The organism is Chitinophaga sp. 30R24 (assembly GCF_049056765.1).
Taxonomy (GTDB): Bacteria; Bacteroidota; Bacteroidia; order Chitinophagales; family Chitinophagaceae; genus Chitinophaga.
The window spans coordinates 69,618-96,384 of the sequence record NZ_JBJGXX010000001.1 but is presented as its reverse complement, the minus strand read 5'-3'; the positions used below and the strand labels follow the sequence as shown (position 1 = coordinate 96,384).

The window sequence follows — 26,767 nt, the reverse complement described above, 5'->3', positions numbered from 1 at the left end:
GAATTTTTCGACGTCGTAAATAGAATTGATAAATGATTAATCTAGTTTGGCTGGTACCATTTTTACCATTATTAGGTTTCCTGGTGAATGGATTGGGACGCAGATTTTTATCCAAGTCCCTGGTAGGATTTGTTGGAAGTGGCGCAGTACTGGCGTCCTTTGTGATTAGCTTATTAATATTTCTGGAAGTTAAAGCCCCGGGATTTTCTGCACAGGTAGTACAGCTGTTTGACTTCATATCTGTAGGTTCCCTTAACATTCCTTTCTCCTTTCAGGTAGATCAGTTAAGTGCCTTGTTCCTGCTGGTGATCACCGGCGTAGGCACCCTGATACATATCTACTCTACTTCTTACATGCATGAAGAAAGTAACGAAAGTTTCGCCCGGTATTTCGCTTACCTGAACCTGTTCGTTTTTTCCATGCTGATCCTGGTATTGGGAGCCAACTACGTGATGATGTTCATCGGCTGGGAAGGTGTAGGATTGTGCTCTTACCTGCTGATTGGGTTCTGGTTCAAGAACCCCAGCTATAACAACGCTGCTAAAAAAGCATTTGTCATGAACCGCATCGGTGACTTGGGTTTCCTGATTGCCATCTTTTTCATGATCATGCAGTTTGGTACGGTTACTTTTCCTGACGTATTTGCGAAAGCAGCTCCATTAGGAATGAACAACAGTACGCTGACAGCGATCGCTATGTTACTGTTTGTAGGTGCCATGGGTAAATCTGCACAGATTCCTTTATATACCTGGTTACCAGATGCGATGGCGGGCCCTACACCGGTTTCTGCCCTGATCCACGCGGCTACAATGGTAACCGCCGGTATTTATATGATTGCCCGCAGCAATGTGATTTATACGCTAGCGCCGCATATCCAGACCGTGATTGCCATCATTGGCCTGGCTACAGCTCTGTTTGCTGCTTCCATTGCTTTGAAACAAAACGATATTAAGAAAGTACTGGCTTATTCCACTGTAAGCCAGTTAGGTTATATGTTCCTGGCACTTGGCGTAGGCGCTTATGGTGCCGCTGTGTTCCACGTAATGACGCACGCTTTCTTTAAAGCACTGTTGTTCCTGGGGTCAGGTTCTGTGATCCATGCAATGGGCGGGGAACAGGATATCCGTAAAATGGGGGGCCTCAGAAAGTATATGCCTACCACCAGCTGGACCTTCCTTGTAGGTTGCCTGGCTATTGCCGGTATTCCAGGTTTCTCCGGTTTCTTTTCTAAAGATGAGATCCTGGCGCAGGCATATGCCCATAATCCGGTATTATATGCACTGGGGTTGATCGGGGCATTGATGACTGCCTTTTATATGTTCCGTTTATACTACATCACTTTCAGCGGTAAGTTCCGTGGCACACACGACCAGGAACACCACCTGCATGAAAGCCCGGCTGCTATCACCATTCCATTGGTAATACTGGCAGTACTCTCTGTTTTTGGCGGTTATGTAGGATTACCTGAAGTATTTGGCGCTAAAAACTTGCTGGCCGACTACCTGGCGCCTGTATTTGCTCCTTCTGCGCCATTTGCAGTAGAGCATCACCTGTCTCACGGCACAGAATGGGCCTTGATGGGCATCAGCAGTGTACTGGTGATTGTATTCATTTTGCTGGCCCGTCAGAAGTTTGCGAATTATGAAGACGCCGGTCAGGAAAGTACAGGTTTCGCAAAAGTGCTCGAAAACAAATGGTATATAGATGAAGTGTATGACGCGGTGATCGTGAAGCCCTTGTACGAATTATCCCGTTTCTTCCGCGATACAGTGGAAAAAGCAGGTGTAGACAGGTTGGTAAACGGGATTGGCCGTGGCGTACAATGGGGAGGACAACAAATCCGCCTGGTACAGAACGGACAGGTAGGATTTTACATCTTTGCCATGGTGATCGGTATGATCTTATTATTTGTGATCGGATTCTTATTATAAACCCATAGCAGAAGTTACAAGCGCAGATAAATTATGTTGACAGTTTTATTAATATTGATTCCTTTCATAGCGGGCCTTATTGCATTTGGCCTGAAGGGGTCCGGGCCAAAAGTGCTGGGCATGATTTCGTCGCTGGCAACAGTGGTGATCGCAATAGGGACGTGGTGCCGCTTTCGTACTGCTCCAGACAGTTTGAACCTGGTGGCCAACTGGATTCCGCAATTGGGAAGCCAATTCCGGGTAGGATTAGATGGAATGGGAGTAATGCTTTGCTTACTTACAGCAATAGCTTTTCTGCTGGTTTTCATCACCATTTATAACCGCAACTACGAAAAGTCGAATAGCTTTTACGGTTTGATGTTATTATCGCAGGCGGGTTTAACCGGTGTTTTCACCGCGTTTGATGCCCTGCAATTTTACATATTCTGGGAACTGGCCCTTATACCTGTTTACTTCCTCTGTTCTTTATGGGGCGGGGAAAAACGTATTGCCGTTACCTTTAAGTTCTTCATTTATACTTTTCTGGGCTCTCTGTTGATGATGGTAGGTATCATCTACCTTTATTTCCAGACAGCGGACCATTCTTTTAGCTGGACCGCTTTCAGCAGCCTGCAATTGCCGGCCGATACGCAGAAATGGCTGTTTTGGTTGTTTTTTGCAGCGTTTGCCATCAAAATGCCGATCTTTCCTTTTCATACCTGGCAGCCAGATACTTACGAACAATCTCCTACGCCGGTAACCATGATACTGTCCGGTGTAATGGTGAAAATGGGCTTGTTTGGCCTGATCCGTTGGTTGATACCTGTATTACCACAGGGTGCTGCCATGTGGTCTGATGTGGTTATTGTGCTGTGCATCATCGGTATCATCTATGCGTCTTGCATTGCCATGGTACAAAACGACCTGAAACGTCTGATCGCTTATTCTTCTATCGCTCATATCGGCTTGATGTGCGCAGCTATTTTCGCCAATAATGAACAAAGCCTGCAGGGAGTATTGCTACAGATGTTCAACCACGGTATTAATATCATTGGATTGTGGATTGTGGTAGAAGTGATACAACAACGCCTGGGCGTTAAGAACATGGATCAACTGGGTGGTATTGCACAGAAAGCGCCTCGCCTGGCCATCTTCCTCGTTATCATCAGTTTGGCCAACATCGGTTTGCCGCTTACCAACGGGTTTATCGGCGAATTCCTGATGTTTAGCGGACTATTCCAATATAATCACTGGTTTATGGCATTCGCCGGACTGGGTATTATCCTCGCTGCTGTATATACTCTGGGTATGATACAGCGGGTAATATTTGGCCAGAGCAATGAATTAACCGAAACTACTACAGACTTACAGCCAGGTGAAACGCTGGCTTTGAGCCTGATCGTGATCATGATCATAGTGCTGGGTGTTTATCCAAAACCTATGCTGGATTTGGTGAGCAGCACCACTGAAGTGATAAATAGGTTATTTTGATTTTGGATGAATCCGGGATCGGAATGAAAAAATTTGTAACGGGGTTTTGTAACGCAAAAATATGAATGCACTAATTTCTACTGCTTTATCGGGCGTTGTACTGATGTTTGTTGGTTTATTTGTACGCAATAAGCAGCATATTAAATTTTATGCCATCGCGGCCATTATTATAGCATTTATTGCTAACCTGGCACAGTATCCGTCTGTGGAACTTGGCGGATATGAAATGTATGGCATGATTGAAGTGACCAAATTTGGTGTGTTGTTCAATGCCGTAGCATTGGGGGCCACCTTGTTATATTTCCTATTGTCTGGCAGTGAGTTTGAAAAAGTAGGAGAACAACATGTGGCAGATTATTTTGCCCTGATATTTTTCATTCTTTCTGGTATTACATTGGCAGCAACTTTCAGTAATTTATTGATGTTGTTCCTGGCAATTGAGATCATGTCTATTCCGCAGTATATCCTGGCTGGAGCAGACAAGAAAAGCCTGAAGAGCAACGAAGCTTCACTGAAATATTTCCTGATGGGGGCTTTCTCTACCGGTATCCTGCTCATGGGTATTACCCTGATTTATGGTGCTGCCGGTAGCTTCGAAATTTCAGCCCTGGGCTTAGGTGTAACTACTATACACCCACTGGCTTTATGTGGTATTATCCTCATCGTATTTGCGCTCTCTTTTAAAGTATCCGCAGCGCCTTTCCACTTCTGGACGCCTGATGTATACGATGGTTCACCTACCGTGTTTACCGCTTTCATGTCTACAGTAGTGAAGGCAGGGGCTTTTGTAGCTTTCCTGCGTATGTTCCATACCAGCTTTGCCGGCGGCAGCATTAGTCAGCACTGGAGCCTGATACTGGCTATTATTACGGCAGCCACTTTGATAGTGGGTAACTTCAGTGCCGTGTTCCAGCAGAGCGTAAAAAGAATGATGGCTTATTCCAGTATTGCGCAAGCAGGTTTCATGTTGTTTGCCGTAATCGCCATGAACAATATGGGAACACAGGGTATCATTCTCTATTCTGCAGCTTACAGCATTGCTACCATCGGTGTGTTTGCTGTGCTGATGAAATTGAAAGATTATACTTTTGAAGGGTTTAACGGATTGGCCCGTAAGCAACCATTATTGGCTGCCGCTACTGCCATTTTCCTCTTCTCTTTGGCAGGTATCCCTATAACCGCTGGTTTCTTCGCCAAATACTTCGTATTGTCTGCCGCTATACAGCAGGGTCATCTGCTTTGGCTGGTAATCGTAGCCGTGCTCTGCGCCGCTATCAGCGTATATTACTATTTCCGCGTGATCATTGCCATGTACTTCAAATCCGGAGATCCGGAAGTAGTGCCAGTTTCCGGTGGCTTCAAAGCTACCTTGGTGCTGGCCATAGCATTGGTGTTATTACTGGGATTGTTCCCGAATTTGTTGTTATGTTGGTTGTAAGCAGTTTAGCTGTCAGCTACTAGATATATCTTTGTGAAGACCTGAGCGCTAAGTTCAGGTCTTCACTTTTTTTCAGGGATTGGCCACAAACGTATCTAACAACCAATGGGGCCGCCGTTAATATGTTCTCCCTGCCATTGGTAATGTATCCTCCGGTTTTATTGTCTATATTACACTACTTTTATTAGTAACCCGTAGATATGCAATCAAGAGATATTTTTTCCCTTGCATACAGTTCTGTTACCAGCAATAAACTACGTACTGGTCTTACTGTATCTATCATCGCTTTAGGCATCACAGTATTGGTGGGCATTCTTACTGCTATAGACAGTATGAAAGGCAGTATTTACAGCAATTTTGCCAGTATGGGGGCCAACAGTTTTTCTATCCGTAACCGGGGATTGAAAGTGCATATCGGTAGTGATGATAACAAAGTTTCAAAGGGTAACAAGAATATCAAAAAAGTAAAGAAGTCTAACAGTAATAAAGTGATCCGTTATCAGGAAGCTATTGCTTTCCGTGACCGTTATCATTTTCCTGCTGTGGTGAGCGTGTCTTTCCAGGCCACTGGTATTGCTACTGTTTATAAAGATGAGAAAAAGACCAATCCCAATGTACAGGTAATTGGAGGCGATGAAAACTATTTGCAGATCTCTAACTATGAGATAGCCCAGGGGCGCGACTTTAACCGGCTGGATGTGGAATCGGGCCGTAATGTGGCTATTCTGGGAGCGGATGTAGCAGTGAAACTCTTTGGCAAGAAACCAAAAAATATAGTCAACAATACAATTCGCGTAGGCGATATCCGTTACCGGATAATAGGGGTGCTGGCGCCTAAAGGCAGCAGTAAAATGATGAGCGCTGATAATGTGGTGGTTGCTACGGTGAACAATACACGCAGAATTTTTGACCGCCCCAATGCCAGTTATCAGATCTCTGTGGCAGTAAAGGATATTAAACAAATGGATGCCGCCCAGGGAGAGGCGATCGGTCTTTTCCGCATTATCCGCGGGCTGGCGCTGAATGAAGAAGATAACTTTGAGATCAGCAAGAGCGACAGCATTGCCGAAATGTTGTTTTCCAGTCTTAGTAAAGTAAACCTGTTTGCTATTGTTATTGCTTTTATCACACTTTTTGGTTCGGCTATCGGGTTGATGAATATCATGTTGGTATCTGTAGCAGAACGTACCCGTGAAATAGGTGTTACCAAGGCATTGGGTGCTACCAGTAAGGTAGTAAGAATCCAGTTTTTGTATGAAGCTATTATCATCAGTGTAATGGGGGGGCTCATTGGTGTGATCATGGGCATGCTCCTGGGAAATATTGTTTCTGCCCTGCTAAAATCCTCTTTTATTATACCCTGGCTATGGATCATTACAGGTGTAAGTATCTGCGCTGCCGTTGGGTTGATTTCCGGTATTTATCCTGCCTATAAGGCTTCCAAGCTAGATCCTATTATTGCATTGAGATACGAATGATGCAGCCGGTACGGAAATAGTTTTCTTTTGTAAAAACAAATAACTAAATTCCGCTATTCCAACATCCGAAAATCAATCCGTAATATGCCTTTATTAATTGTAATTGCCGCTATTATCCTGTTGGTAATACTGGTAACCTGGTGGCGTTTGAACACGTTCCTTTCTTTTCTGATCGTTTCTATTCTGATGGGGTTGGCGTTACATATGAAGGTAACAGACATTACCCAGTCTATACAAACCGGGATTGGTAAAACGTTGGGTACACTGATTGTGATCATTGTATTTGGCAGCATGTTAGGTAAACTCGTGGCAGAAAGTGGCGCCGGACAAAAAATTGCGGGTGGCTTAATGAATATGTTTGGGCCTAAATATGTGCAATGGTCGCTGATGTTAACCGGTTTTATAGTAGGTATTCCTTTGTTTTACAATATTGGGTTTGTATTGATGGTGCCGTTGATTTTTACGGTGGCCGCCCGCACAAAGTTGCCGGTAGTATACCTGGGTATTCCTATGTTGGCTTCCCTGTCTGTAACCCACGGTTATTTACCACCACATCCTTCGCCTACTGCACTTATCCAACAGTTTCATGCGAATATGGGATTAACCTTGTTATATGGCATCATGTTGGCTGTTCCGGCGATTATTTTAGCTGGCCCGGTATTTTCCCGTTATTTGAAGCATTATACTAATCCTCCGGGGAAGATGTTTGTGGCCGCCGCTGTTCCTGAAGAATCCTTGCCAGGTATGTGGGTAAGTTTATTTGCCGCACTGTTGCCGGTGTTTTTGTTGGCGGTAACTGCATTGATCAAGCTATGGGCGGCGCCGGAAAGCGGACTTTTTCATATGGCCGTTTGGTTAGGGGAACCGCTTATTGTGATGTTGTTGGCAGTATTAAATGGCATGTACCTGCTGGGGTTAAGGCGGAAAATGCCGGTGAAAAAAGTGATGGGCATTATGGATGATGCCGTGAGGGATGTAGCGGTAATTATTTTGATAATAGGAGGTTCCGGTGCTTTAACCCAATTATTGAATGATAGTAAGGTAAGTGGTTACATTGCCACCACTTTACAGCATATGCACCTGCACCCCTTGTTATTGGCCTGGGGAATTGCGGCGATTATACGGGTATGTATTGGCTCCGCTACTGTGGCAGGTTTAACTGCTGCCGGTATTGTGGCGCCAATGATGGTGGCTTCCAGTGTAAACCCTAACCTGATGGTATTGGCTACCGGGGCTGGGAGCCTGATGTTTTCCCATGTAAATGATACCGGTTTCTGGATGTTCAAGGAATACTTTAACTTGTCTGTTAAAGATACCCTTAAAACCTGGTCGGTAATGGAAACCATTGTGTCGGTTGTTGGATTGATAGGTAGCTTGCTTTTAAGTATGGTGGTATAACCGTATAGTATATACGAAATTACTAAATGCGTTTCTCATGGAATGGTACCAGCTGGCAAATGTGGCCCAGATCGATTCTCCTGCTATTGTTGTATACAAAGACCTTGTAAAGGAAAATATTGCCTTACTCAAAAGCATGATAGATGATGTGGACCGTTTACGTCCGCACGTTAAAACCAATAAGATAGCCGAAGTAGTACAGTTGATGCAGCAGGCAGGGATTCGTCGGTTTAAGTGCGCTACTATTGCGGAGGCAGAGATGTTGGGCATGGTAAAAGCAGAGGATGTATTGCTGGCTTATCAACCCGTAGGACCTAAAATAACCCGTTTACTGGAACTGGTACAAAAGTACCCGCAAACTTATTTTTCTTGTTTGGTAGACAGGAAAGATACTGCGCAGGCGATCAGTGCCACTTTTGCAGCACAGGGCCGCCGTTTACCGGTATACCTAGACCTGAATGTGGGAATGAACCGTACTGGCATATCGGGTGAAGCTGCATTTAAGTTGTATCAATATATGCATTTGTTGCCTGGCATAACGCTTGCAGGATTGCATGCTTACGACGGTCATATTCATGATACGGAGTTAGCCGTACGAAAAGCACATTGTGATGCTGCTTATGCGCCGGTAGCGGCGTTGGCCCGGGATATTGTTACCAGTGGCCTGCCCCAGCCAGCGATCGTTGTGGGAGGCACGCCCACCTTACCGATACATGCTGCAAGGGAAACCGTACAATGTAGTCCGGGTACTTTTGTATTCTGGGATTGGGGATATGCCCGTAATTTTTCTGAACAGCCTTTTCACTGGGCAGCTTTGGTGGTTAGCCGGGTTATATCTGTGATAGATGACCAACATATTTGTGTAGATCTGGGACATAAATCGGTAGCCGCAGAAAGTCCGCAGCCAAGGGTATATTTTTTAAATGCTCCAGAAGCGCAGCCGGTATCCCAGAGTGAGGAACACCTGGTACTCAGGGTACCAACTGCCAGTGCATATCCGGCGGGCAGTGTATTATACGGTGTGCCCTGGCATATATGCCCTACCGTAGCTTTGTATGAAAAAGTATACGTAGCAGAAGGCAATGCCATAACGGCTAACTGGCGTGTAATCGCCCGCGACCGGCAGATTATAGTTTAATAGTATAACTGCGATAAAACGTTGGTATCGTCATAAGTTTTGGGTTTAAGCCCTAGAAACTCTGTGTATTGAGTGAGTGTAAACAGCGGCTTCAGTTTTGCCTGTAGCCCGTTTTGCATACTGTTTATTTTGGAAGTATAAGCTTTTTGGTTGCTTTGTTGCAGGGGGAGGATCGCTATTTTTTGTTTGAGGTAATTGGTAACGATACTGAGCAGTTTAGGTTTTTGCGTATTTGTCAGGAACAAAGATTTATCCAATTGGCCTACAATAGAATTGGCAGTGCCTTCTATGTTCATTGTAGGAGCCTGGAAAATATTATTGACGGGCATTGCATAGGCTAATAAGGTAACGAAACAGATAAGTATGGGCAATAATAAGCCTGAAGTGACCAGCTTTTTCATAAATACGTGGATTGAGGTGATTACTATTTAAATATACTAAATAGTCTTTATTGCATCACCATTTTTACATAGCGTATTTGTGTGTTACCGTCGTCGTTGATGGTAATATATTCAGACAGTATGGTTTTGTTATTGATCCATTGTACCATACCGGGTCCCCAATCGTCCAGGTTCGCTTCTCCTATTTGTTTGATTTCATTATTGTTGATAGAAAAAAGCTGGAAGCCATTAGGGTCAAAAGCAGCTACCAGGTCCATAGAGGCGGTAACCATGTATTTTTTATCAGGTGAAATGGAGGGCGCCGACCAAGTCATCATGGAATCACCATCCAGGGCGTTTATCAGTTCATAACCATTGCCTTCGTAGTAGGCAACAAAGAATCCTTTTCTTTTAATAGCGGGATAATTGGCGGCGTAGGTATAACCAATGTAGTCATCGCCATCGCTGTTGTTATTGGTCATAATACGCTGTTTCCCGTTTTGCAGCTGTATCACCAATTTATTGCCTTCTCTTTTTACCAGGCTATCTTTCGCCAATACGTCAGCTTCACTGGAATCTACCGGTGGCAGGGGAAATTTATCAAAATCGGCTTTTTCAATAAAGTATACAAAGAAGGTTTTATCGCCCAATTGCACCGTATCGTCGGGGATGCTATTAATAGCAGGAGGGGTGGAATCGTTGGTGGCTATTGCTTTATGGTCTGTTGCCTTATTTTTGCAGCCCAATACCAGTACGATGCTGGCGCATAGCAGGAACCATAACTTATTCATCATCTTTTGTAGCGTTTAAGTATACAAATGTAAGTAATTAGAATTTTGGGAGGTAATCAGCTGCTTATTCTTTCTTTAGCTGTTTTTTTAAGGAAAAAAAGTAAATATAGCCGATCAATACACCGCTTAAAAAACCAACCAGGTGGGCTACATTATCTACTCCTTTTGTAAAAGCGGCGGTTATCACGTTTAAGGCGATAAACAAGCCTACATAAGCCAGGAAAGCGTTTCTTACTTCCCCGGGAAATAGCCGGAGCCGGGTAGTGGTGAGTAAGGCCAGAAATACCCCGTAAATGCCGAAAATAGCGCCGGAAGCGCCTACTCCAATAGCATGTTGATGGTAGCAGATGCTGATATAGTCGGATATAAGGCCGGTAACAATATAGGCTATTCCATACTTGCAACTGCGTAATACCGGTTCCAGGAAGATGCCGCCAATAAATAAGCCCAGCATATTCGTGAAAAGATGCCAAAATCCTGCATGAAGGAACATGCTGCTCAATAATCGCCAGTACTGCTGATGTTCGATGGTGAGTGGCCAGTAATTGGCGCCGGCATGCAATAATTGTATGGCATTTCCCCACCACATATCCATACCGGTTAGCACAGTATATCCGAACGCAAGTACATTCATGCCTATCAGTACCAAGGTTACCGGCATTGCTTTAAGTCTAACCGTGATTTTCATCTTCCAAAAGTTAATGAAAAATCACCAATTATGTTTTTATTCGTAATGATATTCCAATGCGAATTGTGTATCCGTTTCCAGTTTGGTGAACCCTTCGTTATGCAGGTGTACCCATGCGCCAACCGGATAATTGCTGCCATTAAAGGAGTAGCTGTACTGCATGGTAGTAGAACGTTCGTATTCCTGTAAATGTTGTTGGCAAAGGACTTTCTCCTTTTCAACGATTTTGATGAGATAGGGATTATGGGTGCTTAAATGCAGGAGGGTATCAGCGAGGTTGCCTACCGGTGTAAGGTATGCTGCCGGTGATACGGCCTGGCTGATCAACAGTTGGTTGATGAGCGGGTGTAGCGGATTAATAGAGTCGTCCCACTCAAAGCTGGTGGTCCGTAAGGTAACCTGTATATCGTTGGCCGTGTTGATGTTGATATCTTTCCGTTCCGGATTGTTTTTATCCTCATTCCAACTAACAGCCTGGGTAGAATCAGAAAATTTGAAGGCGGTAGGTAATCCGTTGTTCCAGCGGATGGTGGCGCTGCGCAGCAGGTGTTCCTGTGCATCAAAATATTGGATAGCGGTAATGTTCCCATTTTTATCCCAGGAGGTTACCCGGGCGCGTTGCCGGATTTTATTGGAATGATGGTTGCGGTCAGACAATACCATACTGGTGATATGGCGGGAGCTATCATAAAGGAAAGTGTATACATTGGCGCTGTTCTCCTTTTCATGATGCACCAGTTCTACGAGGTTCCCTTTTGTATCGTAGGTGAAGGTGTACTGGGGAATGCTGTCGCCTTTAATGGCGATAGTGGTAAGACGGGGAGGATTGATTTGATGCCGGTTGGTGCTGCAGGCAGCCACAGAGATTGTGATCAATAGGCAGTAAATAACATTTCTCATATTCAGGGGGGAATAGGAAATGAAAATACTAATAAGTTTTGAGTTTTTTGTTGATGGCCAATATTTCAAATTGCCACAAAAAAATCCCGGACTGGTATCACCAGCCCGGGAAAATTATATTGTTTCCAACATTGTTGGAATATTATTACTCAGCTACTACTTCGAATTCCAGTTCAGTTTCGTTGCCTTTACCAAAATCGAGGCGGGCTTTGTAGGTACCCAGTTCTTTCACATCATCCAGGATGTGGATGCGGCGACGGTCGATTTCATAACCTTTTTGTTCTTTAATTGCACGGGCAATCTGAACGCCGGTTACGCTACCGAATATTTTACCGGAAGTACCGGTTTTAGCGCCAATTTTTACAGGAGAAGCTTTCAGTACTTCTACTACTTTCGCAATTTCAGCCAGCAGTTTCTCTTCTTTCACTTTCTGCACTTTCAGGCGTTCCTGCAGTTGCTTCATGTTAGAAGGGCTTGCCTCTACCGCAAATTTCTGGGGAATCAGGAAGTTCCTGGCGTAACCATTCTTTACGTTAACCAGTTCATTCTTCTGACCCAGGTTATCTACGTCTTGTATTAAGATAATTTGCATAACTTCTTACTTTAAAAGGTCAGTAACATAAGGCAATAAAGCCATTTGACGAGCTTTCTTAATAGCCTGGGCTACTTTACGCTGAAATTTCAGGGAGTTACCCGTAATACGACGTGGCAACATCTTGCCTTGATCGTTCAAAAATTTCTTCAAAAACTCCGCGTCTTTGTAATCTACATACTTGATGCCCAACTTCTTGAAACGGCAATATTTTTTCTGACGTTTCTCGGTTTTTACGGCCGTTAAGTATTTGATTTCTTGTTTCGGTTTAACTGCCATAATTTTAAGCTTCAGTGGTTTTAGATTCAGCATTTACACCATGTCTCTTGCGATTGTTGTAAGCAACGGCGTGCTTATCCAGTGCAGTGGTCATGTGGCGTAATACATTTTCATCGCGATTCAGCTGGATTTTCAGCTTCTCATTGAGGTCGGATGGCGCACTGTATTCCAGAACAACATACATTCCTGTAGTTTTTTTCCGGATAGGATACGCCAGTGATCTTAATCCCCAGGGATTTTCGTGCTCAATCACTCCGCCATTATCTTTAATGATATCAGCGAATTTCTTTTGGGCGGCTTTGTAGTCGTCCTCAGAAAGCACAGGGGTAAAGATCACCATCAATTCGTAGTTCATAATTCCCTGTTTTAGTGTTTTAAATAAAAAATTAGGACCGCAAAGATACAGAACAATTCGTTATTTCCGCGCCTTTATCCACTAAATCCTTAAATATCTTGTCTTTTATATCGTGCTATGTATATGTTATTGTGTACCAATGATATATAAAAAGCCGCCCCGTGGTTGCAGGGCGGCGTCTCGTTTGCATGGTTTTTTCAAAAAGATCAGTGGTTAACGAGCATTTTGCTAACCAGTGCCTACTCATTCCAGTGTATTCCCTGGACATAATGGATAATGGCAGCTGGCATGATATCGAATATTGGATCATTCCCGTATCCAGCATAACATTAACCGCATATAAATATTGTAAATCAATTTATTGTATGCTTACAATACCTGGCGTGCTCATTCATGGACGGTCAAATATACACTATTAAAAAAAATTTCCCGCCACTGATCTTTATATATAGGTATAGCATGATATATCCCTTCGTTTTTTTGACATCTTGTCAGCTACCTCTGCGCTGGCATACACTTTGAAAAATATACTCCAAAAACCAGATAACCAATGCAAAAAGGTGCAATACGTGTTCAAACGGAGAACATATTTCCGATTATCAAAAAATTCCTGTATTCAGACCATGAAATTTTCATCCGCGAACTGGTAAGTAATGCGGTGGATGCCACCCAGAAATTGAAAACATTGGCCAGCGTAGGTGAGTTTAAAGGAGACCTCGGCGATCTTGCTATTGATGTACGGGTTGACAAAGAGAAAAAAACGATCACTATCGCAGATCACGGAGTAGGTATGACTGCTGAAGAGGTGGATAAATATATTAACCAGGTAGCCTTTTCCGGCGCCGAAGAGTTCCTGAAAAAATATAAGGGACAAGAGAACGGCACTAATATTATTGGTCACTTTGGACTTGGATTTTATTCTTCCTTTATGGTGAGCAGTAAAGTGGAAATCTTTACCAAATCCTGGAAAGAAGAAGCACCTGCTGTTAGGTGGGAGTGCGATGGTAGCCCTGAATATGAACTCGAAGACACCAACAAGACAGACCGGGGTACTGAAATCGTAATGCACATCAACGAAGAAAGTGAAGAATTCCTGGAAGAAGGCCGTATTCACACTATCCTCGAAAAATTCTGTAAATTCCTGCCTGTACCTGTTACTTTTGAAGGAAAACAGATCAATAATACCAACCCTGCTTGGACTAAAAAGCCCAGTGAACTGACAACAGAAGATTACCAGAATTTTTATAAAGAGTTATACCCATTTGCAGAAGCGCCTTTATTCTGGATTCACCTGAATGTAGATTATCCTTTCAACCTGACTGGTATTCTCTATTTCCCTAAGATCAACAAGAGCTACGAATTGCAGAAAGACAAGATCAATCTGTATTCCAACCAGGTATACGTTACTGATGAAGTAAAAGATATTGTACCTGAATTCCTCATGCTGTTGCACGGTGTGATCGATAGCCCGGATATTCCGCTGAACGTAAGCCGCAGTTACCTGCAGGGAGATCCGAATGTGAAAAAGATCAATGCGCATATCACGAAAAAAGTAGCGGACAAATTGGACGAAATATTCCGTAACGACCGTTCCTCTTTCGAAGAAAAATGGGATTCTATTGGCTTGTTTGTGAAGTATGGTATGATGACCGACGACAAGTTCATGGAAAAAGCCAATAAATTCCTGATGATGGAGGATGTAGTAGGTGGTAAATTCTATACACAGGAAGAATACCGTACTGAAACAGCTGCCCTGCAAACCAACAAAGAAGGAAAATTGGTGATCCTTTACGCCACAAATCCGGTACAACAAGACAGCTATGTGCAGGCAGCCAAAAATAAAGGCTTTAAGGTGGTGAAGATGGAAACGCTGGTAGATGCCGCATTTATCAACAATGTGGAAATGAAATGGGAAAACGTAGTGTTTACCAGGGTAGATGCAGATATTGCCGATAACCTGATTGATAAGGATGAAAATAATACGACAGTATTATCGGAAGAACAGGAAGGTACATTGAAGGAATTATTTGGTAAGCAGGTAACACAGCCCAATATTAAGGTGGAAATGAAAGGTCTGAACGTAGCAGCACAACCGGTGATCGTAACCCGTCCGGAATTTATGCGCCGTATGAAAGATATGGCGGCTATGGGCGGAGGTATGAACTGGTACGCCAACATGCCGGATGAAATCAATATGACCATTAACGCTAACCACCCGGTATATACCAGTATTCTGAAAGAAAGTAATAACGAACTACAGGAAAAACAGATAAAGAATCTGGCAGACTTGGCGTTGTTATCCCAGAATCTCTTGACTGGCGCAGATTTGACTGCCTTCGTTAACAGAAGTGTGGAGCTCATGGGCGAAAAAAAATAAGCTAACGGCGTAAAATATTTTCATTCCTGATTTGAGCTTGTAGCAACAGGCCATAATAAAGGAGAAAAAATTAAAATCTGAGGCCGTTTCCCTTGCTTGCAATGGAGACGGCCTTTTTTATCCGGCATCCTGCAGGCATTAAGTATCCGGGATGTTTTAAAAGTATCTGTCATTAAAACAGCATAATAGGTGAGATGATGATCCGGGAGAAAGATATCAGTAAGCTGGCCGGATATCGATTACTTTTAATTGCAGGAATGTTTGTCCGTTCCAGTCATTTTCATCCAGGGTAAAAACCAGATCAAAATATTTTTTATCGGCGATCAATGCAAATTTTTCCGCCATATAAAAGCCGATACCTGACATAACAGGGCCGTATTTACCTTGCTTTACCGAGAATTTGATATGCTCATCTTTTACCACTCTGGAATAGCCATTGTCTACCAGGTTCCTGGCCAGGAATACGGGACGTAGATTTTCTGGTCCGAGTGGCTCAAATTGCTTGAGGATATTATAAAAGGAGGAGGTAATATCAGAGAGCCGTATTTCTGAATCGATTACTATTTCAGGTACGAGTTGATCCGGACGTATAGTTCTGGCTACTACGGCTTCAAAGCGTTCCTGAAAGGCTTTTACGTTTTCTGTTTTTAGGGTCATACCGGCTGCATAAAAATGGCCGCCGTAGTTTTCCAGCAGATCCTTGCATTCGTGAATGGCTTCATACACATTGAAACCCATTACAGAACGTGCAGAGCCGGCTACTTTATCGTTCGACTGGGTGAGGATGATAGTAGGGCGGTAATAATATTTGTCGATTAGTCTGGAAGCTACAATGCCTACTACTCCCTTGTGCCAGTGGGCCTGATATAGTACCGTTGATTTCCGGGTGGCAATATCTGCATCACTTTGCAATAGTGAAATAGCTTCCTGGGTAATGGTATTATCTACTTCTTTGCGATCGAAATTATCTGCGTGCAATATTGCAGCAATAGCGGCGGCTTTTTCCTCCTCGTTTTCAATAAAAAGGTTTACTGCTTTCCTGGCATCGTCCATTCTGCCGGCCGCATTTACGCGTGGCGCAATTACAAATACCAGGTTGGCGATAGTGAGTTTTTCTCGGAGTGCGCTAAGTTGGATGAGGGCCTTAATGCCGGGTAGTGGATCTTCATTTACTTTGATCAGCCCGTGAAAGGCCAGTATCCTGTTTTCGCCGGTCATGGGTACTATGTCTGCCGCAATACTGGTTGCAACGAGATCGAGGTACTTGTTGGCTTCCGAAATAGGAAGTCCTCTTTTTTGTGCGAAGGCACAAATCAGTTTATAGCCAATACCGCACCCGCTCAACTCTTTAAATGGATAGGGGCAGTCTTTTTGTTTAGGGTTCAGAATAGCGACAGCAGGTGGCAATATGGCGTCGGGCAGGTGGTGGTCGCATATAATGAAATCGATCCCCATTGCTTTGGCGGCGCTGATGTGTTCTACGGATTTGATGCCGCAATCCAAGGCTATAACAAGGCTAAAATCGTTTTCCTTTGCGTATTCGATGCCTTGTAGGGAGATGCCATATCCTTCCCTGTAGCGATGTGGAATATAAAATTCAATATTGCTATAGCGTTTTTGTAGAAAAGCGTACACAGTGGCTACTGCTGTAGTGCCATCTACGTCATAATCTCCATAGATCAGTATTTTTTCATGTTGAAAAAAGGCCGTTTCTATGCGGGAAATGGCTTTATCCATGTCTTTCATTTTCCACGGATCATGGAGGTCGTCCAATGAAGGGCGGAAAAATTGCCGGGCAGCCTCATAATTAGTTACATTTCGTTGCACCAGTAACCGGCACAATAGCGGATGTATGCGCAATGATGCGTGTAGGAACTGTTCTTGATTTGGTTGATATGCCTTTACTGTCCAGCGTTTTTGCATTATTTTATATTGAAGGCTTCTGTTCTTCGCCTTTCCTGCATATTACATTATTTTTTAGTCTTACTAAAATGTTCTGTCTGTTGTAAATCTTACCAAAGATTCGAGCCCATTTCTAATGGCATTTTCCGGGAATGTATAGAGTATGGCAAGGGCTTCATCCCGGTATTCGAACATTTTTTGCCGGGTATAATCAATGCCTCCGGAGGCTTTTACCAGTTGGATTACTTCTTCTACCCGGTCTTTTTCGGTATTGTGGTTTTTGACTATGTTAATAATTTTTCTCCGTGTTTCCGGGGAGGCATGTTCAAGGGTATATATCAGGGGGAGTGTCATTTTTTTCTCTCTGATATCAATACCGGTTGGTTTTCCGATCTTGGCAGAACCGTAATCGAACAGGTCGTCTTTAATCTGGAAGGCCACGCCTACTTTTTCACCGAAGAGGCGCATTTGCTCGGTAGTATGTTCGTCGTTGCTGCTGCTCCATGCCCCGGCAGCGCATGCGGAAGCCAGTAATGAGGCTGTTTTGCGTCGAATAATCTCGAAGTAGATATCTTCTTTGATATTCAGCTTACGGGTTTTTTCGATCTGTAACAGTTCTCCTTCACTCATTTCTTTCACTGCCTCAGATAATATCTGTAAAGTCCGGAAATCATTATTGTTAAGCGATAGCAGTAGGCCTTTGGACAGCAGGTAATCTCCTACTAACACTGCAATTTTGTTTTTCCATAAAGCGTTGATGGAAAATAATCCCCTGCGTTCATTGGCATCGTCTACCACGTCATCGTGCACTAAGGTGGCCGTATGAAGTAGTTCTACCAATGCCGCGGCACGGTAGGTGCTTTCCTGGATATTGTCACTGAAAAGTTTTGCGGACAGTAAAACAAACATGGGCCTGATCTGTTTTCCCTTGCGTTTCACAATATAATGCATGATCCGGTCCAATAATGGCACATGACTTTTTACTGAATCTGCAAATTTACTTTCAAAATCCTGTAATTCTTTACCTATCAGGTGTTTAATCTCGTTCATCTATTAAATAAAAAAGGATTGCTAAGCTAGGTTTTATAAATCACATTTTAACATTTTGGCCTTTAATTTGTATTAGGAGTATAACATTCTCTTAACAAGAACTAAAGATTCCTTTAACACGAGATATGCATATCCTTAACTTAACAAGAATTAAGGTATATAAATTGTTTCATTTATGCTCTAATATTGAAGGACTTATCAATGAAAATAATATTGCAAGAAAAATTTGTATATTCATTTATGATATTTACCTTTGCTAGGTAAAAAACGGGTTATTAGTAAATTTTTAACAGTTTTTAATAAAAAAAACAATTATGGCAAGCAAAAAGTACTTATTACTGGCAGGCGCTGTGGGTTTACTTTCAGCATCTACTAGTTTTGCACAGGTTCAACCAACCGGCTATGATGCTCTGGATTCTACCAAGGTGTCTAAAGGCCGTATGGTACAACAAAATAACTTCCTGAACCACCAGTCAAATTTCCCGGCTAAACCAAGGGATATGTGGGAACTGGGTTTTAGCGGTGGTTTACATCTGATCGATGGAACTGTTCCTCCTCAACCTGGTTTCGCTGGTAGCGTTTCCCTCAGAAAAGCACTGGGTCATACCTTCTCCCTGAGAGCTGAGTACACCGGATCTTTCGATTATGGCCAGGACTACAAATTAGTGCCAAGCGTTATTGCAAATGGTAATCCATGGGCAAAAACTGCAGCACTGAATGGCGGAATGATCGTGCCTAACTACAGATCTAAAAACCACCAACTGTCTTTGGATATGATTGCTTCCCTGAGCAACATCCTGTTCTACAGAGCGGAACCCCAAGTTAACTGGTATGTACTAGCTGGTTACTCTTTCGTAGTTGCTGACGTTGATGTTGATGCAGTAGATGGTAGCGGTAATGGTTATAACTATTCCGGTATCAATTTCGGTGCTAAACGTAGCGATATCAGAAAAGCTATCAAGGATCTGAGAGACAAGGATTATGAATCAAATGCTCCTTCTCAGGGTAACAGAATTGCTCTCGGCCGTCACGACGACAACCAGCTCCTGCGTCATGCACTGGATCTGGGTACCGGTATTGCTTTCAAAATTACTAAGCATTTCAACCTGGGCGTTGAAGAAAAGGTAACTATGCCTTTCGATGCTTACCTGGATGGTTATCCTGGTCCTGGTGGATCTTCTAAGGATTTCTATTCTTACACTTCAATCCGTCTGAACTTCAACCTGGGTAACGCTTCCAGACGCGTACAGCCATTATGGTGGATCAACCCACTGGAATATGCTTACAGCGAGCTGAGCAGCCCACGTCACATGAAACTCCCAGCTCCAATTCTGCCTGATGCTGATGGTGATGGCGTAACTGACCAGTTCGATCGCGAACCTAACACTCCAGCAGGTGCACCAGTTGATTCTCATGGTGTTGCTAAAGATACTGATGGTGATGGCGTTCCTGATTACAAAGACAAACAGCTGATCACTCCAACTTACTGCCAGCCAGTTGACGCTGATGGTGTTGGTAAATGCCCAGATCCTGAGTGCTGCAAAAATAAAATCGCTGAATGCTCTAGCCTGGTTCTGCCTAGCGTATCATTCAAAGGCACCGCTACTAAAGTTGGTCAAGATCAAGAAGCTATCCTGGCTTCTGTAGCAGCTACCCTGAAATCTAACCCATCCTGCAACGTACTGGTTACCGGTCACGCAGGTGCTAAAGGTAAAAAAGGTGGTGTTGATCTGAGCAGCCGTCGTGTAGATGCAGTTATCGACTACCTGTCTGACAGACAAGGTATCGACCGCGGTCGCTTCATCAAACAAAATACTCCTGGTGAGTCCGGTACTGTTGATTTAGCTCCTGCTAACTAAGATAAGTATCCTCATCATTAAGATGATAGAAGAACCTCTTCCGAACTTTCGGAAGAGGTTCTTTTTTGCCCGAAATTCTTTCCCAGAAATTATTGTTGTAGAATCAATATTTACCCCTATTTTTGAAGGCTTTTTTAATTAATTAATTATTACGTGGGAATAAACATTAACAGGGTATCCCTGGCCGGTTTGGTAGTAGCGCTCGGTATTATCTACGGCGACATTGGAACATCTCCACTTTATGTTTTTAAGGCCATCGTAGGAGGTAATCCCATCAGTGATCTGCTGGTAATTGGCGGCATTTCCTGTATTATCTGGACCCTCACCCTACAAACCACCGTAAAGTATGTAATCCTGACGCTCCGGGCAGATAATAAGGGAGAAGGTGGTATCTTTTCACTCTATGCACTTGTAAGACGTCATGCCAAATGGACAGTAATCTTTGGTATGATTGGAGGTGCTGCTCTCCTTGCCGACGGAATTATAACTCCCCCCATCACTGTTACCTCCGCCATTGAAGGATTAAGAACCCTCGAAGTATTTAAAGACCTCGGTCAGATAACAATCGTAAAAATTGTGCTGACCATCATTACGGGTCTTTTTGTAATGCAACAATTTGGAACCGTTTCCATCGGCCGGATGTTCGGCCCTATCATGGTACTCTGGTTTTCCATGCTTGGTATCCTCGGTATGTCTCATATCGCAGACGATCTTAGCATTTTTAGGGCGTTTAGCCCGCATTATGCCATTGAGCTGTTAACTACCTATCCCCGCGGATTTCTGATCCTGGGGGCCGTATTTTTGTGTACTACGGGGGCAGAGGCGCTTTATTCAGACCTCGGTCATTGTGGTAAGGGTAATATCCGGGTTTCCTGGATTTTTGTGAAATCCTGCCTTATTTTGAATTATCTGGGGCAGGGCGCCTGGTTGCTGACACAAAAAGGGCAAATTCTGCCGAAAGACCAGAATCCGTTCTTTACTATTATGCCGGAATGGTTTATCATCTTTGGTGTACTCATTGCTACAATGGCGTCTATTATTGCCAGCCAGGCCCTGATTTCTGGTTCTTTTACCCTGATTGCTGAAGCCATGCGCCTTAATTTATGGCCTAAAATGAGGGTGAACTATCCTACCGAAATGAGAGGCCAGCTATATATCCCAGGCATCAATACCATGCTGTTTATAGGTTGTACAACCATTGTGCTCATCTTCCGGGAATCATCTAATATGGAAGCGGCTTATGGCTTGTCTATTACTATCTGTATGCTCATGACTTCCTGCCTTTTCGCTTTCTATCTTTATACCAGAAGAGTTTGGATCGGGTGGATATTATTGTACCTAGCCGTGTATTTTACGATAGAGTTCTCTTTCTTTTTCGCAAATATGGTGAAATTCTCCCATGGAGGTTATGTAACCGTAATTGTAGCCGGTGGGCTCTTCCTTGTAATGACGGTGTGGTTTAAATCACGTAAAATCAAAAATCGTTACGTGGAATTTGTACGGCTGGAAGATTACCTGCCTATTATACAGGAACTAAGTAATGATGCATCCATCCCTAAGTACGCTACGCACCTGGTATATATGAGCAGTGCCGATAATCCAAAGGAAATTGAGCATAAGATCATCTATTCCATCCTCAATAAAAAACCCAAGCGGGCCGATATTTACTGGTTTGTACACGTAGACGTGGTAGATGAACCTTATCTGAGTGAGTATTCTGTGCAAACGATTATTCCTAATGAAGTAATACGCGTGGAATTCCGGCTGGGTTTTAAAGTGGAACAGCGTATTAATCTCATGTTCCGGATGGTAGTAGAAGACATGGTACGTAATAAGGAAGTAAACATTACCAGCCGTTATGAATCGTTGAGCAAGAACAATGTAGTGGGCGATTTCCAGTTTATAGTGATGGAAAAGTTCCTTTCCCACGACAATGATCTGCCATTATATGAGCGGATGATCATGAAAATGTACTTCTTCCTCAAGAAAATCAGTTTGTCAGAAGAAAGAGGCTTTGGATTGGATTCCAGCTACGTAACTATTGAGAAATATCCCTTGGTAGTAGCGCCGGTAACCAATTTACAATTAAAAAGGATCGTACACCACTAGCTATTATTGATTATTTAGGCTGAAATCCCCTGTCATATAATAGTACAAAACTATTGAATTTTAAATCCCGACAACACAGTAAAAGTTATAAATAAAAATCCTCCGGAGAACCGGAGGATTTTTATTTAACACAACTAAAAAACAATCAAATGTGTTCGTCAATCGGGCTTTTTCCCATCTAAAAAGGTATTGATCGTATTAATTTCCGTGTGATTATTTTGTCCCTGGTCACTCACCGTGTAATTGGAGTAAAAGTGCTCGGCAGAGCCGGCGCCGTTATCCAGGTTTACATTCCGGCGCAGATAAGCGGGAACGTTTTCTAACTCCGCATTGTTATCCATGTTTTTCACATTGAAACTGATGCTGCGCAGTTTGGCCACTCTTTCTGCTTGTTTGCGTTTTTGTTCTTCGAGGTCTTCGTATGCCTGCTGCATAGGTATTTCGGGAGGGGTAGGCGGTGTATTAATGGCGCCTTCTTCTTCCTTATATACCATTTTCATTTCGGGTGTAGGTACGCTTCCTGGTTCCACATAAATATGAGCGGGCCTGTTTAAATATCCGCCAGCGGCATTACCTACCTGTGGTTGTATGATATTTACATTGGGTTGCTGCGTATGCATAGGAGGCACCTGTTGGTAAGGGTGCATCTGTTGCATTTGCTGCGCCTGCATTTGTTGTTGTATCTGTTGCTGATCGGGTTGCTGCATTGGTGTGGCAGGCACCTGTTGTACGTTCAGTACATAATTCTGTCTGGAAGGAGCAACGGGAGCTTGTTGTTGTGGTGTTGGCGGTATATAGGTCATCACTGGATCGGGATGTGTAACTACCGGCTCCATCAGGCGGGGCGCCATTAGGTCTTGTGGTTCCTGAAACAGGGTACCTTGCGCCTGTTGTACGCTCATTTTCTTTTCATCTCCATCTTTACCCAGCTGCATAACGATTTTTGGCTCAGGGCGCTCCTGGTTGGAAGGTGTGAGCTTTTGCTGGGTAATAGGTTTTTGTTCAAAACCGGTGGCGATAATCGTAACGCCCAGTTGGCGCTCCAGGGATTGGTCGTAGCCCACACCGAGGATCACGTCGCAATCTTCACCAGCCTGGCTTTGCACGTACGCCTGGATAATATCCATTTCATCGAGGGTGTGTTCAAATTCGCCTTCGGAAGAGGAGATATTAATAAGAATCCATTTAGCGCCGTGGATATCGTTATCATTCAGTAATGGAGAGGTCAGTGCATCTTCAATAGCTCTTTGTGCGCGGTTTTCGCCTTCTGCTAAGGCAGCGCCAAGGATAGCCACCCCACCGTTACGCATAACGGTGCAAACGTCGGCAAAGTCAACGTTGATCTGACCAGTAGAATTAATAACGTCTGTAATACATTTTGCTGCGGTGGCCAGTACGTTATCTGCTTTTTCGAAGGCGGCCTTGAATTTCAAGTCACCGAATTTCTGACGTAATTTATCGTTAGAGATAATCAGGAGGGTATCTACATACTCTTTCAGGCGTTGTACGCCTTCATCAGCCTGCAGCATTCTCTTTTTACCTTCGTAAGAAAATGGGGTTGTAACAATACCTACAGTCAGAATACCGAGTTCCTTGCATATACGTGCAATGATAGGGGCGCCACCGGTACCGGTTCCGCCACCCATGCCTGCAGTAATGAAGGCCATTTTGGTATTCACCTCTAGTATTTTTTTGATTTCTTCAAAGGATTCTTCCGTCGCTTGTTTACCGATTTCGGGATTTGCACCGGCTCCAAGTCCTTGTGTTAGGTGGGGGCCTAATTGTATTTTATTAGGAACAGGGCTATTAGCAATAGCTTGCGCATCGGTATTGCAAATGACGAAATTTACCCCCTCGATGCGCTGGCTATACATATGATTCACCGCATTGCTTCCACCACCACCTATACCGATGACTTTTATGATAGAAGATTTTTCCTTAGGAAGATCAAAATGTATCATGACTCTATACTTTTATGGGTTAGTACGATTAATGAATAATGAACTATTAAGAATTAAGTGCGTATATGCTTTTCTGTTACTATGGTTCATTGGTCCTTTCATTATTAATTATCGTGCTTAATTCTTATTTATTAACGTTTGCTTTTTGCAACAATTGCGTCATTTACTTTTTAAAGTTTTGCATCTTCTTCTTCTGTAAACATGTCAATGATTTTTGTTTTCATTTTGTCTAAGAAGTTCTTCAATGACGCGTTTCTCTCGCTTGCTTTTCTGTCCTGAATTTCCTGGGAGCTGGGGGTGGCTTCTTCGATCCAGTCTTCTGACGGTGTTACCGCCTGGGCAGCCTGTTCTTTTGCCAGATAGCTTGTATTAATTTTCACATAATTTTCTTCCAGTGCTTTGCGGTCGTTTTCAAAATCGTTGTAACCTTTCAGGATCAGGCCTACGCAAGTGGCATACATAGGTTTGGTAAGTTCATCTATGTGGCCACTAGCCAGGTGTTCGTTGGGGAAACCTATCCGTGCGCTGGCGCCGGTGGTATATTCTGTTAACTGTATCAGATGTTTCAATTGAGAGCCGCCGCCGGTGAGGATAATACCGCCATTCAGCATTTTATTGTCCATACCGATCTGTTTGAGATGATATACTACGAAGTCGAGTATTTCACTCATGCGCGCTTGAATAATATGCGCCAGGTTTTTTACGGAGATTTCTTTGGGGCTCTGACCTCTCAGGCCGGGAATAGTAATATAGGCGTTGCTTTTTGCTTCATCTGCCAGTGCATAGCCGAACTGTACTTTCATCTGTTCTGCCTGGGTTTTCAGTACTCCCAAACCATTTTTAATATCGTTGGTGATGTTTTCGCCGCCGTAAGGAATTACAGCGGTATGTTTGAGGATACCTTCGTAAAACACGGCAAGGTCGGTGGTACCGCCGCCAATATCAACAATGGCTACACCGGCTTCAAAATCCATGTCGCACATTACGGCTGCGGCAGAGGCCAGGGGCTGCAATACGAGATCACGTATTTTCAGGCCGGATTTCTCCACACTGCGGTTGATGTTGCGGATGGCGTTTTTGTCGCCTGTAATAATATGGAAGTTAGCACCCACCTTTACCCCCGACATACCAATGGGGTAAGTGATATTTTGCAAACTATCCACGATATATTGCTGAGGGATCACATCAATAATCTGATCACTTGCGGGAATAACTGTTTTGTACTGATCGTTGATCAGTTGGTCAATATCTTTCTGAGATATTTCCGCATCAGTGTCATTGCGTACTATATCTCCGCGGGTTTGCAAACTTTTTATATGATGACCGGCTATACCAACGTATACCTCATTTATTTCCAGGTTAGGGTTGGATGCGTAACAATTTTCGAGTGCTTGCCTGATAGCTTTGATCGTTTGATCAATGTTCAGCACCATACCGTGCTGCACACCAAACGATGTAGCTTTTCCGAATCCCAGGATTTCCAGTTTCCCGTATTCATTCTTCCTTCCTGCAATGGCAGCAATCTTCGTAGTACCGATGTCTAGTCCTACAATGATGGGAGCTTCCTGATTCATGGCGTTTTTTTGTTTTTTGATGTGTTAACAGATTTATTCCCTGGCTTATACACTGCTTTAGGTTGTTGTTTGGCCGGCGCATCGACAGCTCTTTCTTTTTTCACATTTTGCTCTTTATGCGCTACGGACTTTTCTTTGGCTGCCTGAGCCGGTTTTTCTGCCGGTTTAGCAGAGGGGGTATGCGTTGTTGTTATCTCCGCTGTTCTCACGGCAATGCTATCTTCACTTTCAGCGATGGGAGGTTCATCTGCCACCGGTAATTGTAAGCTGTCTGTTTTGATCACCGGTTGCAGGGGTATTACGCCATCTTTGCGGGTGCACACTACCTCGTTATCAAATGCGATGTTGATACGTGAATAATTATTCCAGCCCACTTTATTTAATCCTTCTTTGTAAAAAGCCAGCAGTTTGGTAAATTTTTTTTCTATATCAATTCCTTCTCCAAAAGCAATCACTTGGTCGCCCAACTGAGGGATGAACTCAAATTTCCGATCGGGAGTGATCACCAGTTGCTCTACCTGTGCCATCCAGAAAGGATCACTACCTATATAGGCGCCCATGTCTACTATTTGTGCTGTAAGCAGGCTATCTGCTTTTTGCAGCTTTTCAACATCCGTTGGGAAGCCGGTGAAAACAGGCACTTTGGCAGCATATCTACTGGAAACGGGTATATGTTCTCCGGATGGGTCCAGATAGTAGCTGTTGCCGGAAAAGGTAAACACTCTGGCTATGGGCTCGCGTTGTATTATTTTGATGTTCAGCTGACGGCGGTTATCAAAATAAATTTCTGCGTTCTTTACCCAAGGGTCCTGGTTTACCAGTGTTTCCAACTGCGCAATATCGATTTCACTGATCCGCTTTCCAACAGGGTTCAGCGTTTTGTTTTTCGTGATCAGGGATTTGATGTCTTTCGACTCGATGAAGAAGTTGTTATCCTTCCCTTCAAACCTCACTTGTATATTTTTGCAGATGCCGGCATCTTTATCCTGAATAGCCGCCACGAGCAGCACAACGAAGCCAGTGAGGGCAATCCCCCAGAGCGTTGCTATGCTGAGCTGTTTTAATATGGTGCTTGTTTTTGACAAATTCAGAATATT

21 protein-coding genes are annotated in these 26,767 nt (G+C 43.6%); 9 read left to right on the top strand and 12 right to left on the bottom strand.

Annotated features, from left to right (window positions below; all coding sequences use genetic code 11):
- Window positions 1-32: 32 nt before the first annotated feature.
- From nuoL to ACDQ55_RS00365, 6 genes are all read left to right on the top strand, one after another.
- The gene (gene nuoL / locus ACDQ55_RS00390; protein WP_420979016.1) at window positions 33-1,931 is read left to right on the top strand and encodes an NADH-quinone oxidoreductase subunit L; all 1,899 of its coding nucleotides are present in this window, start codon (window positions 33-35) and stop codon (window positions 1,929-1,931) included.
- A 33-nt stretch (window positions 1,932-1,964) separates the two neighbouring features.
- The gene (locus tag ACDQ55_RS00385; RefSeq protein ID WP_420979015.1) at window positions 1,965-3,401 is read left to right on the top strand and encodes a complex I subunit 4 family protein; all 1,437 of its coding nucleotides are present in this window, start codon (window positions 1,965-1,967) and stop codon (window positions 3,399-3,401) included.
- A gap of 61 nt (window positions 3,402-3,462) precedes the next feature.
- Window positions 3,463-4,839 carry an NADH-quinone oxidoreductase subunit N gene (locus ACDQ55_RS00380; protein ID WP_420979014.1) on the top strand — a complete coding sequence of 459 codons (1,377 nt, stop codon included), beginning with the start codon at window positions 3,463-3,465 and terminating at the stop codon, window positions 4,837-4,839.
- A 200-nt stretch (window positions 4,840-5,039) separates the two neighbouring features.
- The gene (locus tag ACDQ55_RS00375; RefSeq protein WP_420979013.1) at window positions 5,040-6,317 is read left to right on the top strand and encodes an ABC transporter permease; all 1,278 of its coding nucleotides are present in this window, start codon (window positions 5,040-5,042) and stop codon (window positions 6,315-6,317) included.
- Between the two features lie 84 nt (window positions 6,318-6,401).
- Complete coding sequence (locus ACDQ55_RS00370; protein WP_420979012.1) at window positions 6,402-7,715, top strand: gluconate:H+ symporter; 1,314 nt, start codon at window positions 6,402-6,404, stop codon at window positions 7,713-7,715.
- Between the two features lie 37 nt (window positions 7,716-7,752).
- Window positions 7,753-8,853, top strand: a complete 1,101-nt coding sequence (locus ACDQ55_RS00365) for a D-TA family PLP-dependent enzyme (protein WP_420979011.1) — start codon at window positions 7,753-7,755, stop codon at window positions 8,851-8,853.
- Here the strand turns inward: ACDQ55_RS00365 and ACDQ55_RS00360 are convergent.
- The 7 genes from ACDQ55_RS00360 to rpsF form a co-directional block, all read right to left on the bottom strand.
- Window positions 8,850-9,254, bottom strand: a complete 405-nt coding sequence (locus ACDQ55_RS00360; protein WP_420979010.1) for a hypothetical protein — start codon at window positions 9,252-9,254, stop codon at window positions 8,850-8,852. The genes ACDQ55_RS00365 and ACDQ55_RS00360 overlap by 4 nt on opposite strands.
- 47 nt (window positions 9,255-9,301) lie before the next feature.
- A complete protein-coding gene (locus ACDQ55_RS00355) occupies window positions 9,302-10,027 on the bottom strand; it encodes a hypothetical protein (RefSeq protein ID WP_420979009.1) in 726 nt (241 codons plus the stop codon).
- A gap of 61 nt (window positions 10,028-10,088) precedes the next feature.
- Window positions 10,089-10,712: a rhomboid family intramembrane serine protease gene (locus ACDQ55_RS00350; RefSeq protein ID WP_420979008.1), complete on the bottom strand. Its 624-nt coding sequence runs from the start codon at window positions 10,710-10,712 to the stop codon at window positions 10,089-10,091.
- A gap of 36 nt (window positions 10,713-10,748) precedes the next feature.
- Window positions 10,749-11,612, bottom strand: coding sequence for a hypothetical protein (locus ACDQ55_RS00345; RefSeq protein ID WP_420979007.1), 864 nt, complete (start codon window positions 11,610-11,612; stop codon window positions 10,749-10,751).
- A gap of 145 nt (window positions 11,613-11,757) precedes the next feature.
- Window positions 11,758-12,204 (bottom strand): 50S ribosomal protein L9, encoded by a 447-nt coding sequence (rplI, locus tag ACDQ55_RS00340; protein WP_106527275.1) that lies wholly within the window; start codon window positions 12,202-12,204, stop codon window positions 11,758-11,760.
- A 6-nt stretch (window positions 12,205-12,210) separates the two neighbouring features.
- Window positions 12,211-12,483: a 30S ribosomal protein S18 gene (gene rpsR / locus ACDQ55_RS00335; RefSeq protein WP_079470050.1), complete on the bottom strand. Its 273-nt coding sequence runs from the start codon at window positions 12,481-12,483 to the stop codon at window positions 12,211-12,213.
- Window positions 12,484-12,487: 4 nt separating this feature from the next.
- Window positions 12,488-12,838, bottom strand: a complete 351-nt coding sequence (gene rpsF / locus ACDQ55_RS00330) for a 30S ribosomal protein S6 (RefSeq protein ID WP_420979006.1) — start codon at window positions 12,836-12,838, stop codon at window positions 12,488-12,490.
- Window positions 12,839-13,388: 550 nt separating this feature from the next.
- Here rpsF and htpG point away from each other — a divergent pair.
- The gene (gene htpG, locus ACDQ55_RS00325) at window positions 13,389-15,215 is read left to right on the top strand and encodes a molecular chaperone HtpG (protein WP_420979005.1); all 1,827 of its coding nucleotides are present in this window, start codon (window positions 13,389-13,391) and stop codon (window positions 15,213-15,215) included.
- A 216-nt stretch (window positions 15,216-15,431) separates the two neighbouring features.
- Here htpG and recJ read toward each other — a convergent pair whose 3' ends face one another.
- Together recJ and ACDQ55_RS00315 are read right to left on the bottom strand one after the other, a co-directional pair.
- The gene (gene recJ / locus ACDQ55_RS00320; RefSeq protein ID WP_420979004.1) at window positions 15,432-17,138 is read right to left on the bottom strand and encodes a single-stranded-DNA-specific exonuclease RecJ; all 1,707 of its coding nucleotides are present in this window, start codon (window positions 17,136-17,138) and stop codon (window positions 15,432-15,434) included.
- Window positions 17,139-17,201: 63 nt separating this feature from the next.
- Window positions 17,202-18,167, bottom strand: a complete 966-nt coding sequence (locus ACDQ55_RS00315; RefSeq protein ID WP_420979003.1) for a polyprenyl synthetase family protein — start codon at window positions 18,165-18,167, stop codon at window positions 17,202-17,204.
- Between the two features lie 314 nt (window positions 18,168-18,481).
- Here ACDQ55_RS00315 and ACDQ55_RS00310 point away from each other — a divergent pair, with 314 nt between their 5' ends.
- Together ACDQ55_RS00310 and ACDQ55_RS00305 are read left to right on the top strand one after the other, a co-directional pair.
- Entirely contained in the window at window positions 18,482-20,026 is a 1,545-nt protein-coding gene (locus ACDQ55_RS00310; RefSeq protein ID WP_420979002.1) for an OmpA family protein, read from the top strand.
- Between the two features lie 153 nt (window positions 20,027-20,179).
- Window positions 20,180-22,135 (top strand): KUP/HAK/KT family potassium transporter, encoded by a 1,956-nt coding sequence (locus tag ACDQ55_RS00305; protein WP_420979001.1) that lies wholly within the window; start codon window positions 20,180-20,182, stop codon window positions 22,133-22,135.
- A 158-nt stretch (window positions 22,136-22,293) separates the two neighbouring features.
- Here ACDQ55_RS00305 and ftsZ read toward each other — a convergent pair whose 3' ends face one another.
- The 3 genes from ftsZ to ACDQ55_RS00290 all read right to left on the bottom strand — a co-directional run bounded on the left by ftsZ (window position 22,294) and on the right by ACDQ55_RS00290 (window position 26,755).
- Window positions 22,294-24,096 (bottom strand): cell division protein FtsZ, encoded by a 1,803-nt coding sequence (gene ftsZ, locus ACDQ55_RS00300; RefSeq protein WP_420979000.1) that lies wholly within the window; start codon window positions 24,094-24,096, stop codon window positions 22,294-22,296.
- 170 nt (window positions 24,097-24,266) lie between these two features.
- Window positions 24,267-25,670, bottom strand: coding sequence for a cell division protein FtsA (gene ftsA, locus ACDQ55_RS00295; RefSeq protein ID WP_420978999.1), 1,404 nt, complete (start codon window positions 25,668-25,670; stop codon window positions 24,267-24,269).
- On the bottom strand, window positions 25,667-26,755 hold the full coding sequence (locus tag ACDQ55_RS00290) for a cell division protein FtsQ/DivIB (RefSeq protein WP_420978998.1): 1,089 nt from the start codon (window positions 26,753-26,755) through the stop codon (window positions 25,667-25,669). Before ACDQ55_RS00290 ends, ftsA begins: the two co-directional genes overlap by 4 nt.
- Between the last annotated feature and the right edge of the window lie 12 nt (window positions 26,756-26,767).

What these genes read in the sequence shown, in the direction of transcription:
- ACDQ55_RS00345 (WP_420979007.1), bottom strand. Translation starts at nt 11,612, where the DNA reads ATGAGAAATGTTATTTACTGCCTATTGATCACAATCTCTGTGGCTGCC.
- ACDQ55_RS00385 (WP_420979015.1), top strand. Translation starts at nt 1,965, where the DNA reads ATGTTGACAGTTTTATTAATATTGATTCCTTTCATAGCGGGCCTTATT.
- ACDQ55_RS00375 (WP_420979013.1), top strand. Translation starts at nt 5,040, where the DNA reads ATGCAATCAAGAGATATTTTTTCCCTTGCATACAGTTCTGTTACCAGC.
- ACDQ55_RS00360 (WP_420979010.1), bottom strand. Translation starts at nt 9,254, where the DNA reads ATGAAAAAGCTGGTCACTTCAGGCTTATTATTGCCCATACTTATCTGT.
- rpsR (WP_079470050.1), bottom strand. Translation starts at nt 12,483, where the DNA reads ATGGCAGTTAAACCGAAACAAGAAATCAAATACTTAACGGCCGTAAAA.
- ftsZ (WP_420979000.1), bottom strand. Translation starts at nt 24,096, where the DNA reads ATGATACATTTTGATCTTCCTAAGGAAAAATCTTCTATCATAAAAGTC.
- ACDQ55_RS00365 (WP_420979011.1), top strand. Translation starts at nt 7,753, where the DNA reads ATGGAATGGTACCAGCTGGCAAATGTGGCCCAGATCGATTCTCCTGCT.
- ftsA (WP_420978999.1), bottom strand. Translation starts at nt 25,670, where the DNA reads ATGAATCAGGAAGCTCCCATCATTGTAGGACTAGACATCGGTACTACG.
- ACDQ55_RS00370 (WP_420979012.1), top strand. Translation starts at nt 6,402, where the DNA reads ATGCCTTTATTAATTGTAATTGCCGCTATTATCCTGTTGGTAATACTG.
- nuoL (WP_420979016.1), top strand. Translation starts at nt 33, where the DNA reads ATGATTAATCTAGTTTGGCTGGTACCATTTTTACCATTATTAGGTTTC.
- rpsF (WP_420979006.1), bottom strand. Translation starts at nt 12,838, where the DNA reads ATGAACTACGAATTGATGGTGATCTTTACCCCTGTGCTTTCTGAGGAC.
- htpG (WP_420979005.1), top strand. Translation starts at nt 13,389, where the DNA reads ATGCAAAAAGGTGCAATACGTGTTCAAACGGAGAACATATTTCCGATT.
- ACDQ55_RS00310 (WP_420979002.1), top strand. Translation starts at nt 18,482, where the DNA reads ATGGCAAGCAAAAAGTACTTATTACTGGCAGGCGCTGTGGGTTTACTT.
- ACDQ55_RS00350 (WP_420979008.1), bottom strand. Translation starts at nt 10,712, where the DNA reads ATGAAAATCACGGTTAGACTTAAAGCAATGCCGGTAACCTTGGTACTG.
- ACDQ55_RS00315 (WP_420979003.1), bottom strand. Translation starts at nt 18,167, where the DNA reads ATGAACGAGATTAAACACCTGATAGGTAAAGAATTACAGGATTTTGAA.
- ACDQ55_RS00380 (WP_420979014.1), top strand. Translation starts at nt 3,463, where the DNA reads ATGAATGCACTAATTTCTACTGCTTTATCGGGCGTTGTACTGATGTTT.
- ACDQ55_RS00355 (WP_420979009.1), bottom strand. Translation starts at nt 10,027, where the DNA reads ATGATGAATAAGTTATGGTTCCTGCTATGCGCCAGCATCGTACTGGTA.
- recJ (WP_420979004.1), bottom strand. Translation starts at nt 17,138, where the DNA reads ATGCAAAAACGCTGGACAGTAAAGGCATATCAACCAAATCAAGAACAG.
- rplI (WP_106527275.1), bottom strand. Translation starts at nt 12,204, where the DNA reads ATGCAAATTATCTTAATACAAGACGTAGATAACCTGGGTCAGAAGAAT.